The organism is Pseudomonas sp. GW821-FHT05H12 (assembly GCF_059419385.1).
In genome coordinates this window covers 190556-209829 of the sequence record NZ_JBWKRS010000007.1, presented here as the reverse complement: position 1 = coordinate 209829, position 19274 = coordinate 190556, and the positions used below count along the sequence as shown (strand labels likewise).

Genomic DNA, 19274 nt, shown 5'->3' with positions numbered 1-19274 from the left:
TACATTCCCTACAATGCCCCACCACTGGTCGCTCGCCAATTCGTGTAACTACTTACACGGATAAGTAGCCTCCAGGTGAGAAAAACAACGAGGCAGGATGCCTGATGACCGTGTTTACCCGGCAATTTCCCGACATCGAACGCCTGGCGTTCCAACGCTCCCCCGCACCGCAGCTGGTGACCAGCCACCGCGTGATGATCGACTGCAACGAAGCCTTCCTGCAGCTGTTCGGCTACCCGCGCGAAGCCCTGCTCAACCAGTTGACCCTGTTGATCTACCCGTCCCAGGCCGACTACCACGCCATCGGCAAGCGCAGCCACGACTGGCTGCTCGACAGCGACAACGGTTTCTACTCCGACGAGCGTTTCATGCAGCACAAAAACGGTGAGGTGTTCTGGGCCAAGTCCCACGGCTACACCCTCACGCCCGAGGACCCGTTCAAGCTGATGATCTGGCATTTCGAGCGCCTGGATCGCGCCCACCAGGGCACCGGCGACCTCACGCCACGGGAGCGGGAAATCGCCCTGCTGATCGTCAACGGCTACAAGTCCAAGGAAATCGCCCAGCGCCTGGCGATCTCCCATCGCACGGTGGAAGTGCACCGCGCGCGGCTAATGAGGAAGTTGCAGGCCAAAACGGTGGTGGAGCTGGTGTCGAAGATCATCCCGACCAACTGATAGAGCTGAACATCAAGCGCGGGTGAAAGGCGTTGACGGTTTTTTCATGTTTGGCCCTCTATGATGCAGCCCTTCGTTGGGGAGTAACCGGCTTCTGACCCGTTCAGAAGCGTTCGTATCAACATATTCGGCAACCTGCCGTGGTACGAACACCGTTGTGGTTGGTGAGACCAGCGACATATCCATGCCGGAAGTCGGGCGTGTGGGTGTGTCGTTGACTCATGCAGCCCGACTGGAAGCCTGACCGTGAACCCCATTTCCCTGATTCTTCTCGCCCTGGCCATGTCCACGGACGCCTTTGCGGCGGCCATCGGCAAAGGCTCCAGCCTGCACAAACCACGCCTCACCGAAGCCCTGCGCGCCGGCCTGATCTTTGGTGTGATCGAGGCCATCACGCCGATGATCGGCTGGGCCATCGGCCACGCTGCCACCCGTTGGGTTGAACACTGGGACCACTGGATCGCCTTTACCCTGCTCGTCGCGCTGGGCCTGCACATGATCTACAACGGGTTCAAGGCCGAGGATGAAGAGGTCGAGAAACCGACCCAGCATTCATTCATGATCCTGGCCGTGACGGCGTTTGCCACCAGCATCGATGCCCTGGCTGTTGGCGTGGGCCTGGCGTTTGTCGACGTGAATATCCTGGTGGCTGCAGCCGCCATTGGCCTGGCGACCATGACCATGGTCACGATCGGCATGATGCTCGGGCGTGTGCTGGGTACCGTGGTGGGCAAACGCGCCGAGATGGTCGGCGGCGTGGTGTTGATGCTGGTGGGTGCGACTATTTTGTATGAGCACCTGTCGGCCTGAACGGTACCAGCGTCTGGTAGATAGCTATCGCTGGCAAGCCAGCGCCTACAGGAGATCGGCGGTGGCTTGCCGGCGATGGCGGTTGTCAGGCGGCGTGGCTTTCCTTTTTCAGGCTCTGCATGTCAATGACGAAGCGGTATTTCACGTCGCCCTTGAGCATCCGTTCATAGGCTTCGTTAATGCCCTGGATATCGATCATCTCGATGTCCGAGACAATCTTGTGCTTGGCGCAGAAGTCCAGCATGTCCTGGGTTTCCTGGATGCCGCCGATCAACGAACCCGCCAGGCTGCGGCGCTTGAAGATCAGGTTGAACACCGCCGGCGACGGGTGCGGACTGTCGGGTGCGCCAACCAGGGTCATGGTGCCGTCGCGCTTGAGCAGGCTGATGAACGCGTCGAGGTTGTGCGGTGCGGCGACGGTGTTGAGGATGAAGTCCAGGCTGTTGGCAACCTTGGCCATTTCATCCGGGTTCTTCGACACCACCACCTGATCGGCGCCCAGGCGCAGGCCGTCTTCGCGTTTGTTGGGTGAAGTGGTGAACAGCGTCACGTGGGCGCCCATGGCGTGGGCGATTTTCACCGCCATGTGGCCCAGGCCGCCAAGGCCGACCACCCCAACTTTTTTACCCGGGCCGACCTTCCAGTGGTGCAGCGGTGAATAGGTGGTGATCCCGGCGCAGAGCAACGGTGCCACGGCGGCCAGGTTGGCATCGCCATGGGAGATGCGCAGCACGAACTTCTCCTTGACCACGATATTGTCCGAGTAACCGCCGAAGGTGTTCTCGCCCCCGAACATCGGCCCATTGTAGGTGCCGGTAAAACCGTTCTCGCAATACTGCTCCTCGCCCTCGGCGCAGGATGCGCAGTGCTGGCAACTGTCGACCATGCAGCCAACACCGGCCAGGTCGCCGACCTTGAAGGTCTTCACATTGGCGCCCACCGCCGTGACGCGACCGACGATTTCATGGCCCGGCACCGACGGGTACAGGGTGTTGTTCCATTCGTTGCGCACGGTGTGCAGGTCGGAGTGGCAGACTCCGCAGAAGAGAATGTCGATCTGTACGTCATCAGCCCCCGGCGCGCGGCGTTCGAAGGTGTAGGGCTTGAGGGAATCCTTGGCGTTCTGGGCGGCGTAGCTGTAAGTCTTGGCCATTTCGTTCACCTGTGTGATCTGACGTTGGAGGTCAGTGGACCAGCATAGACGCTGAACCGTTCAACCGAGCACATCCGTACAAGCCCTTCGTCCGGTTTGGCGCAATAGTGCGACGTAATGCTTTCATCCCACCCTCCCAGGAGTTTCCCATGAGCACATTCGTTGCCAAAGACGGTACGCAGATCTACTTCAAGGATTGGGGCAGCGGCAAGCCCGTGCTGTTCAGCCACGGCTGGCCGCTGGATGCCGATATGTGGGAATACCAGATGGAATACCTGAGCAGCCGCGGCTTTCGCACCCTCGCGTTCGACCGTCGCGGCTTCGGGCGTTCGGACCAGCCGTGGTCCGGCAACGACTACAACACCTTCGCCGATGACATCGCGCAGTTGATCGAGCACCTGGACCTCAAGGACGTGACGCTGGTGGGCTTCTCCATGGGCGGCGGCGACGTGGCGCGTTACATCGCACGCCACGGCAGCGCCCGCGTGGCCGGCCTGGTGTTGCTGGGTGCAGTCACCCCGCTGTTCGGCCAGAAACCGGATTACCCGCAAGGCGTGCCCACCGCCGTGTTCGACGGCATCAAGGCCGGGCTGCTGAAGGACCGCGCGCAGTTCATCACCGACTTCAATACCCCGTTCTTCGGGATCAACAAGGGCCAGACGGTCTCCGCCGGCGTGCTGACCCAAACCTTGCAAATCGCTTTGCAGGCCTCGCTCAAGTCGACGGTGGATTGCGTCACTGCGTTCTCCGAGACGGACTTCCGCCCGGACATGGCGAAGATCGATGTCCCTACCCTGGTGATCCACGGTGATGGCGACCAGATCGTGCCGTTCGAGACCACCGGCAAGGCCGCCGCCGAGCTGATCAAGGGCGCCCAGTTGAAGGTCTACAAGGATGCGCCGCATGGCTTCGCAGCCACCCACACCCAAGCGCTGAACGAAGACCTGCTGGCCTTCCTTAACCGCTGATTGGGGTGAGCGGGCCTGGCGTCACACGGCCAGCCCCGCAAACGCTGCGACAATTTCATCGATCACTGCCCGCACCCGTGCGGTGTGGCGCAGGTCGGCATGGGTCACCAGCCAGACGTCGTAGGGCAAAACCCGGGTGCGCTCGGGCCAGACGCGCACCAGCCCGTCGCGCTCACCGGTCACTACCGGCAATTCACCCAGGCCAATACCGGCGGCGATGGAACGGCGCACCAACAGGCTGGACCCCACCGCTGCCACAATGCGCCCGCGCCCCAGCGGCTCGTTGACCAGGGCCAGGTCTTTCTGGCTGTGCAGGTGCGGGTGATAGACCACCAGGTCGTGGCCTTCAAACACGCTGCCCGGTTCCGGCAGGCCGTGGCGGTCGATATAACCCTGGGACGCAAACAACCCCACCGGCCAGCGGGCGATGCGCCGGGCAATCAGGTCGGGGTTTTCCGGGCGGGTGTTGCGCACGGCAATATCGGCTTCGCGCTTGGCCAGGCTGAGGATCTGGGTGGTGGCGTCCAGTTGCACGCGCACGTCGGGGTGCTTGTCGTGCAGGCAGGCAATCGCCGGGATCAGGAAGTCGATGGCCAGGGAATCGGTGGTGCTGACCCGCACGGTGCCGGTCAGGCGGTCATCCAGGCCCTGGATCTGGCGCTCAAGTTCAATCGCCGAGCGCTCCATCTTTTCCACCGACAATAGGGCCGCCTCGCCCACCGCCGTCAGCGCATAGCCCTCGGAGGTGCGCAAAAACAACGTCGCGTTCAAGGACTTTTCCAGGGCATTGACCCGTCGACCGACCGTCGCCTGGTCCACCCCCAACACCCGTGCGGCGCCGCGCAAGGTCGACTCGCGGCACACCGCCAGGAACACCCGGGCATCATCCCAGTTCATACGCGCCTCCCCGCTGCATATATGCATCAATGGCTTGCCAATTCGCAGCATTATTGCATCAAAAATCGCCGCTATGCTGGGCGCCATGGAAACACCACTGAATCAATGACCGCGCCTTGCGGTCCCACCCCATACGTTCACCGTCACAGGATTCGCACCATGACCCTGCCAGCACAGATGACCCTGATTGAAATCACCACCCCGGGCGGCCCCGAGGTGCTCAAGCCACGTCAGCAGCCCGTGCCCTCCCCGGCCCCGGGCGAAATCCTGATTCGCGTGCACGCCGCCGGGGTCAACCGCCCCGACGCCTTGCAGCGCGCCGGCACCTACCCGATGCGCCCTGGCATGAGCCCGTTTCCCGGGCTGGAAGTGGCCGGCGAAGTAGTAGCGCTGGGCGATGGTGTGAGTGCATATGCAATTGGCGACAAGGTCTGCGCCCTGACCAACGGCTGTGGCTATGCGCAATTCTGTGCGGTACCGGCCGGCCAGGCCTTGCCCATTCCCGACGGGATGGACTGGGTGCACGCGGCCGCGATCCCGGAGACCTTCTTTACCGTTTGGGCCAACCTGTTCGGCTTGGGTGGCGCGCATAAAGGCCAGCGCGTGTTGATCCACGGCGGCACCAGCGGTATCGGCACCACCGCCTTGATGCTGTGCCGCGAGCTGGGCATCCAGGCCTTTGCCACAGCCGGCAGCGAAGACAAATGCGCGGCCATCCGTGCCTTGGGCGCCGAAGCGATCAATTACCGCGAGCAGGATTTTGCCGAGGTCATCGCCCAGAAAACCGAGGGCCAGGGCGTAAATGTGATCCTCGACATCATGGGTGGCTCCTACTTCAACAATAACCTCAAGGCCCTGGCCATGGACGGCCGGCTGGTGATGCTGGGCTTCCTCGGCGGCGCCCGGGCCAATGATGTGGACCTGCTGACCATCCTCGGCAAGCGTGCGGTCGTCACCGGTTCATTGCTGCGCCCGCGCACCGGCGAAGAAAAAGCAGCGATTGCTGCCCAACTGCGTGAGCACGTATGGCCGCTGCTGTCGGCCGGACGCTGCCTGCCGATGATCGACCAGGTGTTCGACTACACCGCGGCCGACCAGGCGCATGGGCGTATGGAAGGTGGGGATCACATCGGCAAGATTGTGTTGCGGGTTATCTAACAACACCGTCGATAAAAAATGGGAGGGGCCTTGCCCCCTCCCACATTGACTTCACAGCTAGCGATAGGCGGGATAATCGGTATAACCCTGCTCCGAGCCCCCGTACATCCCTTTCACCCGCAATGGATTCAACGGCCAGCCGTTGAACAGCCGCTGCGGCAGGTCCGGGTTGGCGATGAACGGGCGACCAAAGCCGATCAAGTCCGCCAGCCCCGCCTCGATCAGCCGCGCGCCACGCTCGGCGGTGTAGCGGCCGGCATAGATGATCCGCCCGCTGAAGGTATCGCGCACATCACGGCGGAACGTGTCCGGCAGTTCCGGAGCATTGTCCCAGTCGGCTTCGGCGATGGACACGTAGGCGATTCCCGCCGCCTCCAGCAGCTTGATCGCTTCGAGGTAGGTGTAATGCGGGTCCTCTTCCACCAGGCCGATGTACACACGGTCCAGGTCGGTGCCGCTGAACAAGGGCGAGAACCGCACGCCCAGGCGTTGCGGGCCGACCACCTCACTCACGGCAGCGACGATTTCACGCAGGAAACGCAGGCGGTTGTGCACCGAGCCGCCGTATTCGTCGTCCCGGGTGTTGGCATGCGCCGAAATGAATTGGTTGACCAGGTAGCCATTGGCCGAATGAATCTCCACGCCGTCAAAACCCGCCGCCATCGCATTGCGTGCGGCCTCGGCATACAGGCGAACCAAGTCCTTGACCTCCTCAGTCCTTAGCGCGCGAGGAACCGGCGGCTGAACCAACTCCCCTGCCCCTGGCCCGGTTTCGATAAAGGCTTTGACCTGCCGGGGCGGGAGCGCCGACGGTGCTACCGGGGCCTCACCCTCTGGCTGCAAGCCGTGGTGAGACACACGCCCCACATGCCACAGCTGGGCAAAGATCACCCCGCCTTCGCTATGCACGGCATCCGTGACCTTGCGCCAACCCTCGATTTGCTCCGGCGTGTAGATGCCCGGCGTCCAGGCATAACCCTGGCCACGGGGTTCGATCTGCGTACCTTCGCTGACCATAAAACCCGCCGTGGCGCGCTGGCGGTAATACTGCGCCATCAGGTCAGTGGCGATATCACCGGGTTGGGCGCTGCGCTGGCGGGTCAGCGGCGGCAGCACAATACGATTGCGCAAGGTATGGCCGCCCAGCGTTACCGGGGTGCTTAAAATGGGGTCTGTCATGGGAGGTTTTCCAAATTTTGGACGAGCAAAAGCATTGGCGACTCCTGGGAGTCGCCAATCAATAAGGGGATTAATTAGATCAAGCGGTGAGTTTCAGCAGGGCCTTGGCCACGTCACTCGAGCTGCCGGGGTTTTGCCCGGTGACCAACGTGCCGTCCACGATCACGAAGGATTGCCAGTCAGCACCCTTCTCGTACAGGCCGCCCAGTGTCTTGAATTCGTCTTCCACCAGGAACGGCACCACATCGGTCAGTTCCACGGCGGCTTCTTCCGAGTTGGAGAACCCGGTCACGCGACGGCCCTTGACCAGCGGCTCACCGTTGGCGGCCTTGACGTGGCGCAGGGCGCCCGGCGCGTGGCACACGAAACCGATGGGCTTGCCGGCCCGCTCGAACGCCTCGATCAGGGCGATGGAGGTGGGCGATTCGGCCAGGTCCCACAGCGGGCCGTGGCCACCGGGGTAGAACACCGTGTCGAAGTCGGCAGCCTTGACCGTGTCCAGCTTCACCGTGTTGGCCAGGGCCTGTTGTGCAGCCGGGTCGGCGGCGAAGCGGTGGGTCTGCTCGGTCTGGAAGTCCGGCAGGTCGCTGACCGGGTCCAGCGGCGGCTGGCCACCGGCCGGGGATGCCAGCACGATCTGGGCACCGGCGTCCTTGAACGCGTAATAGGGTGCGGCAAACTCTTCAAGCCAGAAGCCGGTCTTGCGGCCGGTGTCTCCCAACTGATCGTGAGAGGTCAATACCATCAATACTTTCATTGTCGAGTGCCTCGGGATGAGTGTGGGTTGAAGCTTAGGAGCCAGGGAGTGTTGCCACAACGTCATATCCGCAAGGTTTTCGGACATGCCCGATGGCAGTTGCCGTTTGCCCACCCGCCGCCGACAATCCCCTCCTTGCCATGCCCCCTGGAGAATGACGATGCACAGTGTTGCGCTGCTGGTTTACCCGAATTTCGAATGCCTGAGCCTCAGCGTGGCCTCGGTGTTCGAATGCGCAAACCTGTTGCAGGGCGAGCCAGCCTACGAATTCCACCTGGTGTCGGAAAACGGCGGCGCGGTGATGACGTCCCAGGGTTTCTCGGTGAACACCACACCGATCCGGCCACAGGGCTATGACACATTGATCGTCGGCGGCTACATGGAGTTCCGCCTGCCGGAAGCCAGCCTGCTGGAGCAGGTCAAGGCCGCTTCGGCCCAGTCACGGCGCGTGGCTTCGTTGTGCATGGGCATCTTCGTGCTGGCCGACGCCGGCCTGCTGGAGGGCAAGCGCACCACCACTCACTGGATCCACGCGCCGGCCTTTCGCAAGCGTTATCCGCATATCCAGTTGGAAGAGGACAAGTTGTTCGTGGTCGACGGCCAGGTGTGGACCGGGGCCGGCATGAGCGCCGGCGTGGACCTGGCACTGGCCATGGTGGAGAACGACCTGGGCAACGACCTCGCCCGACGCATCGCACGCAAGCTGGTGATCGCCCAGCGTCGGGGCAGCGAGCAGTCGCAGGTGTCGGCCCTGCTGGAGCTGGACCCCAGGTCCGACCGCGTGCAACTGGCCCTGGCCTATGCCCGCGAGAACCTCACCCACGACCTGTCGGTGGACGCCCTGGCCGATGTGGCGCGCTTGAGCCCACGTCAGTTCAGCCGGGTGTTCCGCGAGGAAACCGGGCAAACGCCGGCCAAGGCCATCGAATCGCTGCGGGTGGAAGCCGCCCGGGTGCTGATGGAAACCAGCCGACACCCGGTCGAGGTGGTAGCCCGCGAAACCGGCTTCGGTGATCGCGAGCGCATGCGTCAGGCGTTCCTGCGGGCCTTCGGGCAACCGCCCCAGGCCATGCAGCAGGTGTTCAGGAGCTAGAACGCCTAGCGGCAGTGGTAAGGGCTTTCGCTCTTGAGTTCTTCGCCGGTGTGGACGTCGCGGATGGTCACCGTGGCTTTCGGGAAATTGCTGCAGAACGCGTTGCGCGAGGAGTAGATCGCACTGCCATGGCTGGTCATCACCATCTTGATCGGCTGGCCATTGGCGTCCACGGCCGTGACGTTGTAATCGCCGGACATCGTCACGCAACCGCCCAGGGTCAACAGCAACGCGGCACTGACAAGCATTTTTGGCAAAGGGAACAGGCTCATTTCGCTTCCTTGTGAAATTAATGGCCAGAGCGGCCGACGAGTCTAGGAGCCAGCAGGCTCGGCTAAGTTCAACCTTATCGCCAACCCTCTCCCGGTTGGTAGCCGAACAGCGACTTCACCTCCAGGTAATCCTCCAGGCCGAACACCCCCCACTCGCGACCGTTGCCCGATTGTTTGTAGCCACCGAACGGCGCGCCGTTGTCGGCCTTGCTGCCATTGAGATGAACCATACCGGTGCGCAAGCGCCGTGCCACAGCCTGCGCCCGTTCCAGGCTGCCGGCGCTGACATAGCCCGACAGACCATAGGGGCTGTCATTGGCGAGGGCGATGGCGTGTTCTTCGCTGTCATAGGGGATGATCACCAGCACCGGGCCGAACACTTCCTCACGGGCAATGGGCGACTCAGGGTGCACATCGGCAAACACCGTCGGTCGTGCGTAGAAGCCTGTGGTCATGCCTTCGGGCCGCCCCACACCACCGCACACCGGTGCAATGTCCACGCTACCCAGCAACGCCTGGACCCGTTCGAACTGGGCCTGGTTGGCCAAGGGGCCCATGGCGCTCCCAGGGTGGCTATCGTCAAAGCAGATGCCAGCAGCGACGTCCCGGGCAATCGTCACTGCACGGGCCTGCAAGGCACGGGGCACCAGCATGCGCGTCGGCGCATTGCACGACTGCCCGCTGTTGCGAAAACAACTGCTCACGCCATGGCGCACGGCAACCTCAAAGTCAGCGTCGGCCAGGATCAGGTTGGCCGACTTGCCACCCAATTCCTGGGACACCCGCTTGACCGTATCCGCCGCTGCCTTCGCCACTGCAATGCCCGCCCCGGTGGAACCGGTGAACGACACCATGTCGATACCGGCATGCCGAGCGATGCCGTCACCGAGGGTCGGCCCATCACCGTTGATCAGGTTGAATACACCCTTGGGCACGCCGGCCTGATGCAGGATGTCCGCCAGCAACATGGCCGACAACGGCGCTTTTTCACTCGGTTTGAGCACCACGCTGCACCCCGCCGCCAGGGCCGGGGCGAGTTTGCAGGTGAGCTGGTTGAGCGGCCAGTTCCACGGTGTGATCAAGCCGCACACGCCAATCGGCTCGCGGCTGATCAGCGTGCTGCCGTGGATCTGGTCGAAGGCATAGTCCTTGAGCACCTCATGGGCACGCTGCAAGTGGCCCAGACCTGCCGGAACGTGCGCGCTGCGAGCCAGGGACAACGGTGCGCCCATCTCCTGGTGCACACACTGCGCCAGCGCTTCGCTGTGTTGGCGGTAACCGTCGATGATGGCCGCCAGCAGGTCAAGGCGCTGTTCGCGGGACCACTGCGCGTAGCCGTCGAATCCGCGCCTGGCCGCAGCCACGGCACGGTCAAGGTAGACGGCAGTGCCCAGGCTGATGGTCGCGATGGGGCGTTCGGTGGCGGGATTGATCACCGACAAGGTTTCGCCGCCCGACGGTTTGACCCAGGCACCGTCGATATAGAAATCCAGGCTGTTCATCGGGTGGCCTCAAGGGCGTGGCGCAAGGTGTTGAACACCAGCGCGACCTGTTCTTCGTCGATGATCAACGGTGGCGACAGCACGATGTTTTCCCCGGAAGCCCGTACCAGCACACCGGCGTCGAAACAGTGCTGCGCCACCTCGCCCGCCCTGGCGCCCGGGGCACCGTCGCGGGGTTTGAGTTCGACGGCACACAGCAAGCCGATGGCGCGCACGTCCTGCACCCACGGGTTATCGCGCAACCCCAGGGCGGTGCGCTGCCACAGTGGTGCAATCTGCTGCACACGGGCATTGATGCCCAGTACCGCATGCACCTCCAGGGTGGCCAAACCGGCCGCGCAGGCCAGCGGATGGGCTGAATAGGTGTAGCCGTGCATCAGCTCGATGGCCTGTTCCGGGCCTTGCATGAAAGCCTCATACACCGCGCCGCTGACCAGCACACCGCCCATGGGCACGGCGCCGTTGGTGAGCCCTTTGGCCAGGCACATCAGGTCTGGCGTCACACCGAACGCCTGGGCGGCGAACGAATGCCCCACGCGCCCGAATCCGGTGATGACCTCGTCGAAAATCAGCAGCAGCCCATGGCGATCACACAGCTCGCGCAGCTTTTGCAGGTAGCCCAGTGGCGGTGCATACACCCCACCGGAACCGGTGACCGGCTCGACAATCACCGCCGCCACAGTGGCCGGGTCGTGGACCTCCAGCAGTTGCAGTAGCGCATCGGCATAGTGCGCACCCTGCTCTGGCTGGCCGGCACTGAACCGCGAACCCGCGTCATAGGGCAACGGCAAGTGCGCCACGTCGCCGAGCAACGGGCCGAAATCCCGTTTCTGCCGGCCGATCCCCGACACCGACAACCCGCCAAACCCCATGCCGTGATAGCCCTTGGCACGGCCGATGAGCTTGGTCCTGCGGCAGTCGCCCCGGGCCTGGTGGTAGGCACGGGCGATCTTCAGCGCAGTGTCCACCGCTTCGGAACCGGAGTTGGTGAAAAACACCTTGTCCAGGCCGGCCGGGGCCGTGTCCACCAGGCGGTCGGCCAGGGTCAGCGCGGCCGGATGGCTCATCTTGAACGAGGACACGAAGTCCAGGCGCCCCGCCGCTTCACGAATCGCCTCGACGATCTGCGCCTGACCGTGCCCGGCATTGACGCACCACAACCCGGCCATGGCATCCAGCACCTGACGGCCTTCGGGGGTGGTGTAGTGCATGCCGGCCGCGCGGTCGAACAACATCGGCTGGCGGTTGAACGGGCGCATCGCGGTAAACGGGGCCCACAGGGATGAGGTCATGAGGTGTACTCCTTAAAGCTGGATGCGCGACCCGCTCAGGGTCGGACGTTGCAGGCTGCCGGCGTTGGTGTTGACGCCACGGTCGAAGCGCAAGCGACCGTCCTGCAGACGGCAGCTGACATGGTCACCGAAGGCCGTTTCGACAAAGCGCCAATCCATGATCAGCGCCCCCTCGGTGGACCAGCGTGCCTGGGCGATCACCGGGGTCTGTTCCGGCTGGTATTGGTGGTGCAGGTAGTTGCCGGTGATGCTGGTGAGCGTCTCCAGCGGCTGCTGGAAACCGGCGCGCACGTGGTGAGTGCCGCGATGATCCACCAGGGTGAAATCGCAGTGATCGCCCTGGAAATCAAAGGCGATTTCGCGCACGCCGTCTTCGTTCGGCTCCATGGCGAAACGGCCTTGCAAGCCCTGGCTGGCCGGCGAAGTTTTCAAACCATGCAAGCTCGGCAAACGCAGGCCGTCGATCAGCGCCTCCAGCTTTGCCTGGCTGGCCTGGGCATCGATGGCCGTGCGGCCCAACGCCGGGAACAGGTGCTGCCACAGCGCCGCGTGCAAGCGTTTCTCCCCCAGGCGCAAGCCACTGGTGAAGACAATCACCGTGTCCTGGTCCGGCAGTACCATGCAGTGTTGGCCGAACACACCCGAGGCGTAGTAGCCGCCGTGCTCGGTCATCCACCATTGGTAGCCGTAGCCTTCGCGCTGGGCCTCATTGGCCTTGTTCTTGTCACGCGGCAGGTATTGCTTGCCGTCGAACTCGCCCATCCACACGTCGTCCACCTGGTTACGCGTGGCATCGGCCACCCAGTGTGGCGATAACAACTGGCGCCCCTGCCACTGGCCCCGGTTGAGGTGCAGCACGCCGAATTTCAGCGAGTCTTCACTGGTGCAGCTCAGGCCATTGCCCCCGGAGTTGAAACCTTCCGGGGCCAGGTCCCATTCCAGGTGGTCGAGCCCCAAGTCACCGAGCACGCGCTCCTGCAACAGCGCCTGCATCGTTTGCCCAGTGACCTGGGTCACAATGGCCGACAACATGAAGCTCGACGCGCTGCTGTAAATGAATGACTGACCCGGTGGCTCATCCACCGGCTCATTGAGGAACGCTTCGACCCAACTGCTCTGCAGGTTGCGCCAGTCGCCCCCGGAGATTCCGCGAGAGTGGCCGGTGCGCATGGTCAGCAGGTCTTCCACGGTCATTGCCGCGAGGTTGGCGCTGATGGGCTGCGGGCAGAGTTCGGGGAAGAAGCTGACCACCTTGGCATCCAGGCTCAGGCGGCCGTCGTCGATCAACAGACCGATCGCGGTGGCGGTCCAGCTCTTGGTTGCCGAATGCTGCACGTGCATGCGGTGGGCCGAATAGGGCTGCCAATAGGCCTCGACCACCACGGCGCCTTGGCGATACAGCAGGAAACTGTGCAGTTCGAGGCCGATGTCGGCGACGGCCTGGAGGAAGTCGACAACGCCGGCGGGATCGACGCCACGGTCGGCGGGCAAGGCCCTTGGCAGCGGGATGTAGGTCATGATGGGTCCTCGAAAATGTTTTTATATTTCAAATAATGCAGATAAAGATTTGTTCGCAGCGGCCCAGATGTATTTGAGCCCTCTATAATCCAGACTTTCCGGGTATCCTTGCCCTCCCTGTCACAGGAACGATCACGCGCCATGTCCTCACTCACTTCGCTGCAGACCAAAGTCGCCGGCCAGATCCTGGCCGCCATCACCAGCGGCGACCTGCAACCCGGTTTGCACCTTAAGGAAGTGGAGTTGGCCCAGCGCCTGGGGGTATCGCGCTCGCCGATCCGCAGCGCGCTGGTGTACCTGGCCGAACAGAAGGCCATCGAGCCGCTGCCCCAGCAGGGCTATCGCGTGCCACTGGAAGCGGCCGATGGCCTGGTGCAACAGTTCACGCAGTTGCACAACGAAGAGGACGCGCTGTACACCCGGCTGATTGACGACCGGCTGAACCAGGTGCTGCCCGATCAGATTTCCGAAAGCGACCTGCTGCGCCGCTACGGCGTCGGCAAAAGCGTGTTGCGCCGCTGCCTGCTGCGCCTGTCGGACGAAGGCGTGATGCAACGCAAGCACGGCCACGGCTGGCAGTTCCTGCCGACCCTGAACAGCCCACAGACCCGTTTCGAGAGCTACCGCTTTCGCATGCTGCTGGAGCCTGCGGGGTTGATGGAGCCGACCTTCAAGATCAACCCCGAACAGTTCCGCCGCTGCCGCGAACGCCAGATGGAACTGCTTGAAGGCAAGGTCGATGGGCAACGCTTCATCGAGTACAACGCCGAGTTCCATGAACTGCTGGCGGCGGCATCGGGCAATGGCTACCTCCTGCAAGCCATCCAGCAGCAGAACCGCCTGCGCCGCCTGACCGAGTTCCACACCGTCAACAACCCGGAGCGCGTCAAGGTGTCGTGCTGCGAGCACCTGGCAATCCTGGATGCGCTGGAGCAAGGGGATAACGAGTGGGCGTCGACGTTGTTGCACCGGCATTTGGATGTGGCGAGCAAGTTGCGGGTGGCCAGGAACAAGGGCTAATGACCTTGGCGTCGTGCGGGGAGACCGAGCACGCTGGCCGAACGCAGGTTTGACTGCCGCAACGGATACGCACACCGAGAGACCGTTATCGCAGGCAAGCCAGCTCCCACATGTGGACCGAGCACGCCACACCCCGCCCATCGTCATTACCAGAGCGCCACGGTGTAGCCAACAATCACCCGGTTCTCATTCATGTCCCGGAAATAGTTGGCCTTGCTCAGCCCATTGCGCCAGCGCAGTGACACCCCCTTGAGCGCTCCGGACTGAAACACATAGCCCAGGTCGATGTCCCGCTCCCACTCACGCCCCTCCCCCGCAAACCCCTTCACCTCGGCCTGGTCACCCTTGGCCCACCGCGTGGAAAACGTCAGCCCGGGCACCCCGAGTGCCGCAAAGTCGAAGTCATAACGCGCATGCCAGACCCGCTCGTTGGTCTGGGAAAAGTTGCTCAACTGGTACTCGGAAAACAGGTAGGTGTTGGTGCCGTCCACGTAGGTGAACGGCGTCTCACCGTACTGTTCCTGATAGCCGCCTCCGAAGCTGTGGCCCTTGTAGCTGAACATGGCCCGCGTACTCAGCGCACGGTTGTCCACCTTGCCGGCCAGGCCGGCGCCGGACTTGTCGGCGTCGAAATAGCGGATATCGGTCTTGAGCGTGCCGCCGCCCAGGGCAAAGCTGTTTTTCACGCCCACAAAGTGCTGCTGGTAGATGTCCTCCAACTGCGCAAAGTGATAGCTGAGGGTCATGCCCGGAGTGAGCTTGTAATCACCACCGGCAAAGCGGAAACGATCACTCTTGCCCGTGCTTTTATAAGCGCCGTTCTGGCTGGTCAGCGCCATGTCTTCGTAGTCGGTGGACTCGCGCTGCCTGGTCTGGTCGATCTGCCCGCCGATCAGGGCCAGCCCGGCGATATCGGTGGAGGTCACCTGGGTACCGCGAAAGGTCTGCGGGAACAACCGGCTGGTGTTGGGCTGCAAGGTCGGCAGGTCGGGCAGCAGGTAGCCGCTGCGCAGTTCGCTCTTGGCAAAGCGCACCTTGCCGGTCACGCCGTATTTGGAATATTCGTCATGGGCGCGCTTGGCGTAGCTCGGTTTGTCCGGCGTGGCGTCGTTGTCCCGGGACAACAGGCCCGAGCCGGAACGATCCGGGCTGGAGTCGAGCTTCAGCCCGAGCATGCCGACCACGTCGATACCCAACCCCACGGTGCCCTCGGTGAACCCCGACTTGAGGTTGAGGATGAACCCCTGGGCCCATTCCTCGCGCTTGGATTGCCCGGCGTCTTCACGGTAATCGCGGTTGAAGTAGTAGTTTTTCAGCTCCAGATCCGCCTTGCTGTCCTTGATGAAGTCCGCCTGGGCGGGGGCGCACAGCAGGCCCCCGCTCACGAGGCCGGCGCCCTTCAGGATCAGGTTGAGCGTGTTGTTGTTATGCATGGTCTTGGCTCCTGGCAGTCGTTGGGAGTGAGTAGGTCTTATTGTTTTTCTGGGCACGACGTTCCCCATCGCGCAGGCTTCACGGCCTGCGCGCCGAGTGAAATCAGGGTTTTAAATGGCCGGGCGTATTCGGTAGCCGCCGTCCGGCAACTGTTCCAGCGGGCTGGCGGCGGCCAGCAACTGCCGGGTGTACGGGTGCTGCGGGTGATCGAAGATCTGCTCGCGCGAACCCACTTCCACCACATTGCCCTGGTGCATCACCGCCACCCGATGGGCGATGCGCTCCACCGCCGCCAGGTCATGGGAAATGAACAGGCAGGCAAAGCCGTACTGGGCCTGCAAACGCTCGAACAGCTCGAGGATCTGCTTCTGGATGGTCATGTCCAGGGCCGAGATCGGCTCGTCGGCGATCACCAGTTGCGGGTGACGCACCAGGGCCCGGCCGATGGCCACGCGCTGGCGCTGCCCCCCCGAGAGCTGATGGGGGAAGCGCTCGACAAACTGCTCGCCCAGGCCGATGTCCTTGAGGGTCTGCGTCACCCGCTCGCGGCGCTCGGCAGCGTTCAGGCCGGGCTCGTGGCGCAACGGTTCGGCGAGAATTTCACCGATTTTCATCCGTGGGTTCAGGGACGAATACGGGTCCTGGAAAATCATCTGGCACTGCAAGCGATGGGTACGGTTGGCCGCCTTGAGGATGTCCACGCCCTTGAAGCGGATCGCCCCGGCGCAGGGCTTGATCAACCCCACCAGCGAACGCCCCAGGGTGGTCTTGCCCGAACCGCTGCCACCCACCAGCGCCAGGGTTTCGCCCGGGGCGATCACCAGGCTGGCCGAATGCACCACACGATTGAACTGGCGCTTGCCCCAGAACGAGGTCGGCCCGGGGTGCTCGATGCACACCTGGTCCACCTCGACCAATGGCCCATTACTCGCCGGCAGCGCTGCCAGCTCGCCACGCCGGGGCAAGGCTTCCAGCAGTTGGCGGGTGTAGTCGGCCCTGGGAGCCAGCAGGATGTCGTCGATGCTGCCCTGCTCCACGGCCTTGCCGTGGCGCATCACCACCACCTTGTGGGCATAACGGGCGACCAGGGACAGATCATGGCTGATAAACAGGATCGCGGTGCCCTGCTCGCGGGTCAGTTCCAGCATCAACTCGATCACGTCCAACTGCGCCAGGCAGTCCAGCGCGGTGGTGGGCTCGTCGGCGATCAACAACGCCGGGCGCAGCAGCATCACCGAGGCCAGCATGATGCGCTGGCGCATGCCACCGGAGAACTGGTGCGGGTAAGACTCCAGGCAACGTTCGGCCGCCTTGATACCGATGCGCCGCAGCATGGTCAGGCAACGTTCGCGAATCTGCGGCGGATCGAGGTCGGTGTGCAGCCTGAGCGCTTCGCTCATCTGCTGGCCGATCTTCAACGCCGGGTTGAGCGACACCATGGGTTCCTGGAACACCATGCCGATGCTCGCGCCGCGAATGCCGCGCAGTTCTTCGCTGCTCACGCTGGCCAGGTCACGCCCCTGAAAATCCAGGCGCCCACCGCACACCTGCATGGGCAACGGCAGCAGGCCGATGGCGGCGCGGGCGGCCATGGTCTTGCCGCTGCCAGACTCGCCCACCAACGCCACGATCTCACCGGGGGCGATGCTGAAACTCAAGTCATCCACCGCCAACGGGCCGTGCTCACCCACACGGATTTTCAGGTGTTCCACGTTGAGCAAAACAGGATTGGTCGACATGTTCACTTCCTCATCCGTGGGTCGAGGCGATCACGCAGTGCATCGCCAAACAGGTTGATCGCCAGCAACGTCAGGCAGATAAACAGCCCGGGGAATACGCCCAGCCAGGGTGCAGAGGCGATGTAGGGGCGGCTGCTGGCGAGCATGTTGCCCCAGGTTGCGGCCGGTGGCGGCACGCCCAAGCCAAGGAAGCTCAGGGCACTTTCCGACAGCAATGCCCAGCCGAACATACTGGTGGCGAGCACGCACAGCGGTGCCAGGCAGTTCGGTGCGATGTGCCGCAGCATGGTGTACAGCTCGGAATTGCCGATGACCCGCGACGCTTCGATGTACTCCAGCTCGCGCAGGGATAACACCGTGCCGCGCACCACGCGCACCACCGAAGGCGTATAGGCGATACCCAGGGCCAACACGATGCCGTACTTGCTCGCGCCGATGATCGCCATGATGCCCAGGGCCATGAGGATGCCGGGGAATGCCAGCAGCGCATCGTTGAACATCATCAACAGGCGGTCGGTCCAGCCGCGCAGGTAACCGGCGAGCATGCCGATCAAGGTGCCGGCGACGACCGCCACACTCACCGTCAGCAGGCTCACCCACAGGCTGGTGCGCGCACCGATCAACAAGCGACTGAACACATCGCGACCGAACTCATCGGTGCCCAGCCAATGGGCGGCCGATGGCGCCTGGAAGCGCGACAGCAAGTCGATCTTCAGCGGGTCGTACGGCGACCACACCAACCCCATCAAGGCCAGGGCCACCAGAGCCACCAGTAACCCGCCGCCGATCAAGGCGTTAGCCGGTGCCCAAGCGCGGCGGCGCTTGGCGGGCGCCGACACGGCAATTGTCGAACTCATAACTTCACCCTTGGATCGAACAGCGGATAGAGCAGATCCACACACAGGTTGACCAGCACGTAGATAAAGGTGATCAGCAACAGGCAGCCCTGTAGCACGGGATAGTCGCGGGCGAAAATCGCGTCCACCATCAACCGGCCGATACCCGGCAAGGTGAACACCGTTTCCAGCACCGCAATCCCCCCCAGCAGGTTGCCGAGGATCAACCCCACCAGGGTCCAGGTGGGCGCAAAGGCGTTGGGCAAGGCGTGTTTCCACAGTACGGCACGCTCCGACAGGCCCTTGGCCCGGGCATGGGCAATGTATTCCAGACGCAGCACTTCGATAGTGCTGGCCCGCGCCATGCGAGTGATCGCGCCGACTTCCACCAGAGTCAGGGTCACAACCGGCAGCACCATGTAGCTCATGGCTTGCCAGGGAGCCTGTGCGAAACTCACGTAGCCCACCACCGGCAGCCAGCCCAACTGGATGCCAAAGGCATGCAGCAACAACAAGCCGAGCCAGAAGCTGGGGATCGACAGCAGCAAGGTCGCCACGGACACCAACCCCAGGTCGAGGGCACTGTTCTGCTTCCAGGCGGCAACCAAGCCGATCGGCACCGCGATCAACGTGGCCAGCAACACCGCCACCAGCACGATGGTCGCGCTGACGCTGAACCGGTCGAGAATCAGCGGCAGCACCGCCTGTTTGGTGCTGATGGAGAAGCCCAGGTCAAAGCTCAGCACGGCCTTGAACCAGATCAGGAACTGGGTCACCAGCGAGTGATCCAGGCCCAGGGTGTGGCGCATGTCCGCCAGGCTTTGTGGGTCGGCCATATCACCCAACATCAGCAGCGCCGGATCGCCGGGAATCAGGCGGATCAACGCGAACACCATCACCGAAATCAGCAACAGCGTAGGCACCGCCATGCCGAGTTTTTGCAGGATAAAACGCAACATGTTCAGGCCC

The 19274-nt window shown here is 63.2% G+C and carries 18 protein-coding genes and 1 riboswitch; of the genes, 6 read left to right on the top strand and 12 right to left on the bottom strand.

The window, feature by feature from the left end; all coding sequences use genetic code 11:
* Positions 1 to 104 precede the first annotated feature (104 nt).
* Positions 105 to 677 carry a LuxR C-terminal-related transcriptional regulator gene (locus tag AC07SU_RS08890; RefSeq protein ID WP_494996822.1) on the top strand — a complete coding sequence of 191 codons (573 nt, stop codon included), beginning with the start codon at positions 105 to 107 and terminating at the stop codon, positions 675 to 677.
* Between the two features lie 66 nt (positions 678 to 743).
* Positions 744 to 913, top strand: a riboswitch (yybP-ykoY riboswitch).
* Between the two features lie 10 nt (positions 914 to 923).
* A complete protein-coding gene (gene mntP / locus AC07SU_RS08885; protein ID WP_494996821.1) occupies positions 924 to 1487 on the top strand; it encodes a manganese efflux pump MntP in 564 nt (187 codons plus the stop codon).
* A gap of 85 nt (positions 1488 to 1572) precedes the next feature.
* Here the strand turns inward: mntP and AC07SU_RS08880 are convergent, their stop codons facing one another.
* Positions 1573 to 2640: an NAD(P)-dependent alcohol dehydrogenase gene (locus tag AC07SU_RS08880; protein WP_494996820.1), complete on the bottom strand. Its 1068-nt coding sequence runs from the start codon at positions 2638 to 2640 to the stop codon at positions 1573 to 1575.
* Positions 2641 to 2789: 149 nt separating this feature from the next.
* On the opposite strand from AC07SU_RS08880, the gene AC07SU_RS08875 reads away from it, so the two are divergent.
* Positions 2790 to 3608, top strand: coding sequence for an alpha/beta fold hydrolase (locus AC07SU_RS08875; RefSeq protein ID WP_494996819.1), 819 nt, complete (start codon positions 2790 to 2792; stop codon positions 3606 to 3608).
* A 21-nt stretch (positions 3609 to 3629) separates the two neighbouring features.
* On the opposite strand, the gene AC07SU_RS08870 is transcribed toward AC07SU_RS08875, so the two are convergent.
* Complete coding sequence (locus tag AC07SU_RS08870; RefSeq protein WP_494996818.1) at positions 3630 to 4505, bottom strand: LysR family transcriptional regulator; 876 nt, start codon at positions 4503 to 4505, stop codon at positions 3630 to 3632.
* 159 nt (positions 4506 to 4664) lie between these two features.
* Between AC07SU_RS08870 and AC07SU_RS08865 the strand changes: the two genes are divergently transcribed.
* The gene (locus AC07SU_RS08865; RefSeq protein ID WP_494996817.1) at positions 4665 to 5663 is read left to right on the top strand and encodes an NAD(P)H-quinone oxidoreductase; all 999 of its coding nucleotides are present in this window, start codon (positions 4665 to 4667) and stop codon (positions 5661 to 5663) included.
* Between the two features lie 57 nt (positions 5664 to 5720).
* On the opposite strand, the gene AC07SU_RS08860 is transcribed toward AC07SU_RS08865, so the two are convergent.
* Together AC07SU_RS08860 and AC07SU_RS08855 are read right to left on the bottom strand one after the other, a co-directional pair.
* Positions 5721 to 6842 (bottom strand): alkene reductase, encoded by a 1122-nt coding sequence (locus AC07SU_RS08860; protein ID WP_494996816.1) that lies wholly within the window; start codon positions 6840 to 6842, stop codon positions 5721 to 5723.
* Between the two features lie 79 nt (positions 6843 to 6921).
* Complete coding sequence (locus AC07SU_RS08855; RefSeq protein ID WP_494996815.1) at positions 6922 to 7599, bottom strand: type 1 glutamine amidotransferase domain-containing protein; 678 nt, start codon at positions 7597 to 7599, stop codon at positions 6922 to 6924.
* Positions 7600 to 7759: 160 nt separating this feature from the next.
* On the opposite strand from AC07SU_RS08855, the gene AC07SU_RS08850 reads away from it, so the two are divergent.
* Positions 7760 to 8692 (top strand): GlxA family transcriptional regulator, encoded by a 933-nt coding sequence (locus tag AC07SU_RS08850; protein WP_494996814.1) that lies wholly within the window; start codon positions 7760 to 7762, stop codon positions 8690 to 8692.
* Between the two features lie 5 nt (positions 8693 to 8697).
* Here AC07SU_RS08850 and AC07SU_RS08845 read toward each other — a convergent pair whose 3' ends face one another.
* The 4 genes from AC07SU_RS08845 to AC07SU_RS08830 all read right to left on the bottom strand — a co-directional run bounded on the left by AC07SU_RS08845 (position 8698) and on the right by AC07SU_RS08830 (position 13276).
* Positions 8698 to 8964: a hypothetical protein gene (locus AC07SU_RS08845; RefSeq protein WP_494996813.1), complete on the bottom strand. Its 267-nt coding sequence runs from the start codon at positions 8962 to 8964 to the stop codon at positions 8698 to 8700.
* Positions 8965 to 9038: 74 nt separating this feature from the next.
* The gene (locus tag AC07SU_RS08840; protein ID WP_494996812.1) at positions 9039 to 10466 is read right to left on the bottom strand and encodes an aldehyde dehydrogenase family protein; all 1428 of its coding nucleotides are present in this window, start codon (positions 10464 to 10466) and stop codon (positions 9039 to 9041) included.
* Positions 10463 to 11758 (bottom strand): omega-aminotransferase AptA, encoded by a 1296-nt coding sequence (gene aptA, locus AC07SU_RS08835; protein WP_494996811.1) that lies wholly within the window; start codon positions 11756 to 11758, stop codon positions 10463 to 10465. The genes AC07SU_RS08840 and aptA overlap by 4 nt, the downstream gene beginning before the upstream one ends.
* A 12-nt stretch (positions 11759 to 11770) precedes the next feature.
* On the bottom strand, positions 11771 to 13276 hold the full coding sequence (locus AC07SU_RS08830; RefSeq protein ID WP_494996810.1) for a serine hydrolase domain-containing protein: 1506 nt from the start codon (positions 13274 to 13276) through the stop codon (positions 11771 to 11773).
* 141 nt (positions 13277 to 13417) lie between these two features.
* Here AC07SU_RS08830 and AC07SU_RS08825 point away from each other — a divergent pair, with 141 nt between their 5' ends.
* Positions 13418 to 14296 carry an FCD domain-containing protein gene (locus AC07SU_RS08825; protein WP_176997696.1) on the top strand — a complete coding sequence of 293 codons (879 nt, stop codon included), beginning with the start codon at positions 13418 to 13420 and terminating at the stop codon, positions 14294 to 14296.
* A 146-nt stretch (positions 14297 to 14442) separates the two neighbouring features.
* Here AC07SU_RS08825 and AC07SU_RS08820 read toward each other — a convergent pair whose 3' ends face one another.
* From AC07SU_RS08820 to AC07SU_RS08805, 4 genes are all read right to left on the bottom strand, one after another.
* Complete coding sequence (locus tag AC07SU_RS08820; protein WP_494996809.1) at positions 14443 to 15729, bottom strand: OprD family porin; 1287 nt, start codon at positions 15727 to 15729, stop codon at positions 14443 to 14445.
* A 111-nt stretch (positions 15730 to 15840) separates the two neighbouring features.
* Positions 15841 to 17469 (bottom strand): ABC transporter ATP-binding protein, encoded by a 1629-nt coding sequence (locus AC07SU_RS08815; RefSeq protein WP_494996808.1) that lies wholly within the window; start codon positions 17467 to 17469, stop codon positions 15841 to 15843.
* A 2-nt stretch (positions 17470 to 17471) separates the two neighbouring features.
* On the bottom strand, positions 17472 to 18326 hold the full coding sequence (locus tag AC07SU_RS08810; RefSeq protein ID WP_494996807.1) for an ABC transporter permease: 855 nt from the start codon (positions 18324 to 18326) through the stop codon (positions 17472 to 17474).
* The gene (locus AC07SU_RS08805) at positions 18323 to 19264 is read right to left on the bottom strand and encodes an ABC transporter permease (RefSeq protein WP_176997692.1); all 942 of its coding nucleotides are present in this window, start codon (positions 19262 to 19264) and stop codon (positions 18323 to 18325) included. Before AC07SU_RS08805 ends, AC07SU_RS08810 begins: the two co-directional genes overlap by 4 nt.
* Positions 19265 to 19274 lie beyond the last annotated feature (10 nt).

What these genes read in the sequence shown, in the direction of transcription:
- AC07SU_RS08890 (WP_494996822.1), top strand. Translation starts at nt 105, where the DNA reads ATGACCGTGTTTACCCGGCAATTTCCCGACATCGAACGCCTGGCGTTC.
- AC07SU_RS08880 (WP_494996820.1), bottom strand. Translation starts at nt 2,640, where the DNA reads ATGGCCAAGACTTACAGCTACGCCGCCCAGAACGCCAAGGATTCCCTC.
- AC07SU_RS08875 (WP_494996819.1), top strand. Translation starts at nt 2,790, where the DNA reads ATGAGCACATTCGTTGCCAAAGACGGTACGCAGATCTACTTCAAGGAT.
- AC07SU_RS08870 (WP_494996818.1), bottom strand. Translation starts at nt 4,505, where the DNA reads ATGAACTGGGATGATGCCCGGGTGTTCCTGGCGGTGTGCCGCGAGTCG.
- AC07SU_RS08865 (WP_494996817.1), top strand. Translation starts at nt 4,665, where the DNA reads ATGACCCTGCCAGCACAGATGACCCTGATTGAAATCACCACCCCGGGC.
- AC07SU_RS08860 (WP_494996816.1), bottom strand. Translation starts at nt 6,842, where the DNA reads ATGACAGACCCCATTTTAAGCACCCCGGTAACGCTGGGCGGCCATACC.
- AC07SU_RS08855 (WP_494996815.1), bottom strand. Translation starts at nt 7,599, where the DNA reads ATGAAAGTATTGATGGTATTGACCTCTCACGATCAGTTGGGAGACACC.
- AC07SU_RS08850 (WP_494996814.1), top strand. Translation starts at nt 7,760, where the DNA reads ATGCACAGTGTTGCGCTGCTGGTTTACCCGAATTTCGAATGCCTGAGC.
- AC07SU_RS08845 (WP_494996813.1), bottom strand. Translation starts at nt 8,964, where the DNA reads ATGAGCCTGTTCCCTTTGCCAAAAATGCTTGTCAGTGCCGCGTTGCTG.
- AC07SU_RS08840 (WP_494996812.1), bottom strand. Translation starts at nt 10,466, where the DNA reads ATGAACAGCCTGGATTTCTATATCGACGGTGCCTGGGTCAAACCGTCG.
- aptA (WP_494996811.1), bottom strand. Translation starts at nt 11,758, where the DNA reads ATGACCTCATCCCTGTGGGCCCCGTTTACCGCGATGCGCCCGTTCAAC.
- AC07SU_RS08830 (WP_494996810.1), bottom strand. Translation starts at nt 13,276, where the DNA reads ATGACCTACATCCCGCTGCCAAGGGCCTTGCCCGCCGACCGTGGCGTC.
- AC07SU_RS08825 (WP_176997696.1), top strand. Translation starts at nt 13,418, where the DNA reads ATGTCCTCACTCACTTCGCTGCAGACCAAAGTCGCCGGCCAGATCCTG.
- AC07SU_RS08820 (WP_494996809.1), bottom strand. Translation starts at nt 15,729, where the DNA reads ATGCATAACAACAACACGCTCAACCTGATCCTGAAGGGCGCCGGCCTC.
- AC07SU_RS08815 (WP_494996808.1), bottom strand. Translation starts at nt 17,469, where the DNA reads ATGTCGACCAATCCTGTTTTGCTCAACGTGGAACACCTGAAAATCCGT.
- AC07SU_RS08810 (WP_494996807.1), bottom strand. Translation starts at nt 18,326, where the DNA reads ATGAGTTCGACAATTGCCGTGTCGGCGCCCGCCAAGCGCCGCCGCGCT.
- AC07SU_RS08805 (WP_176997692.1), bottom strand. Translation starts at nt 19,264, where the DNA reads ATGTTGCGTTTTATCCTGCAAAAACTCGGCATGGCGGTGCCTACGCTG.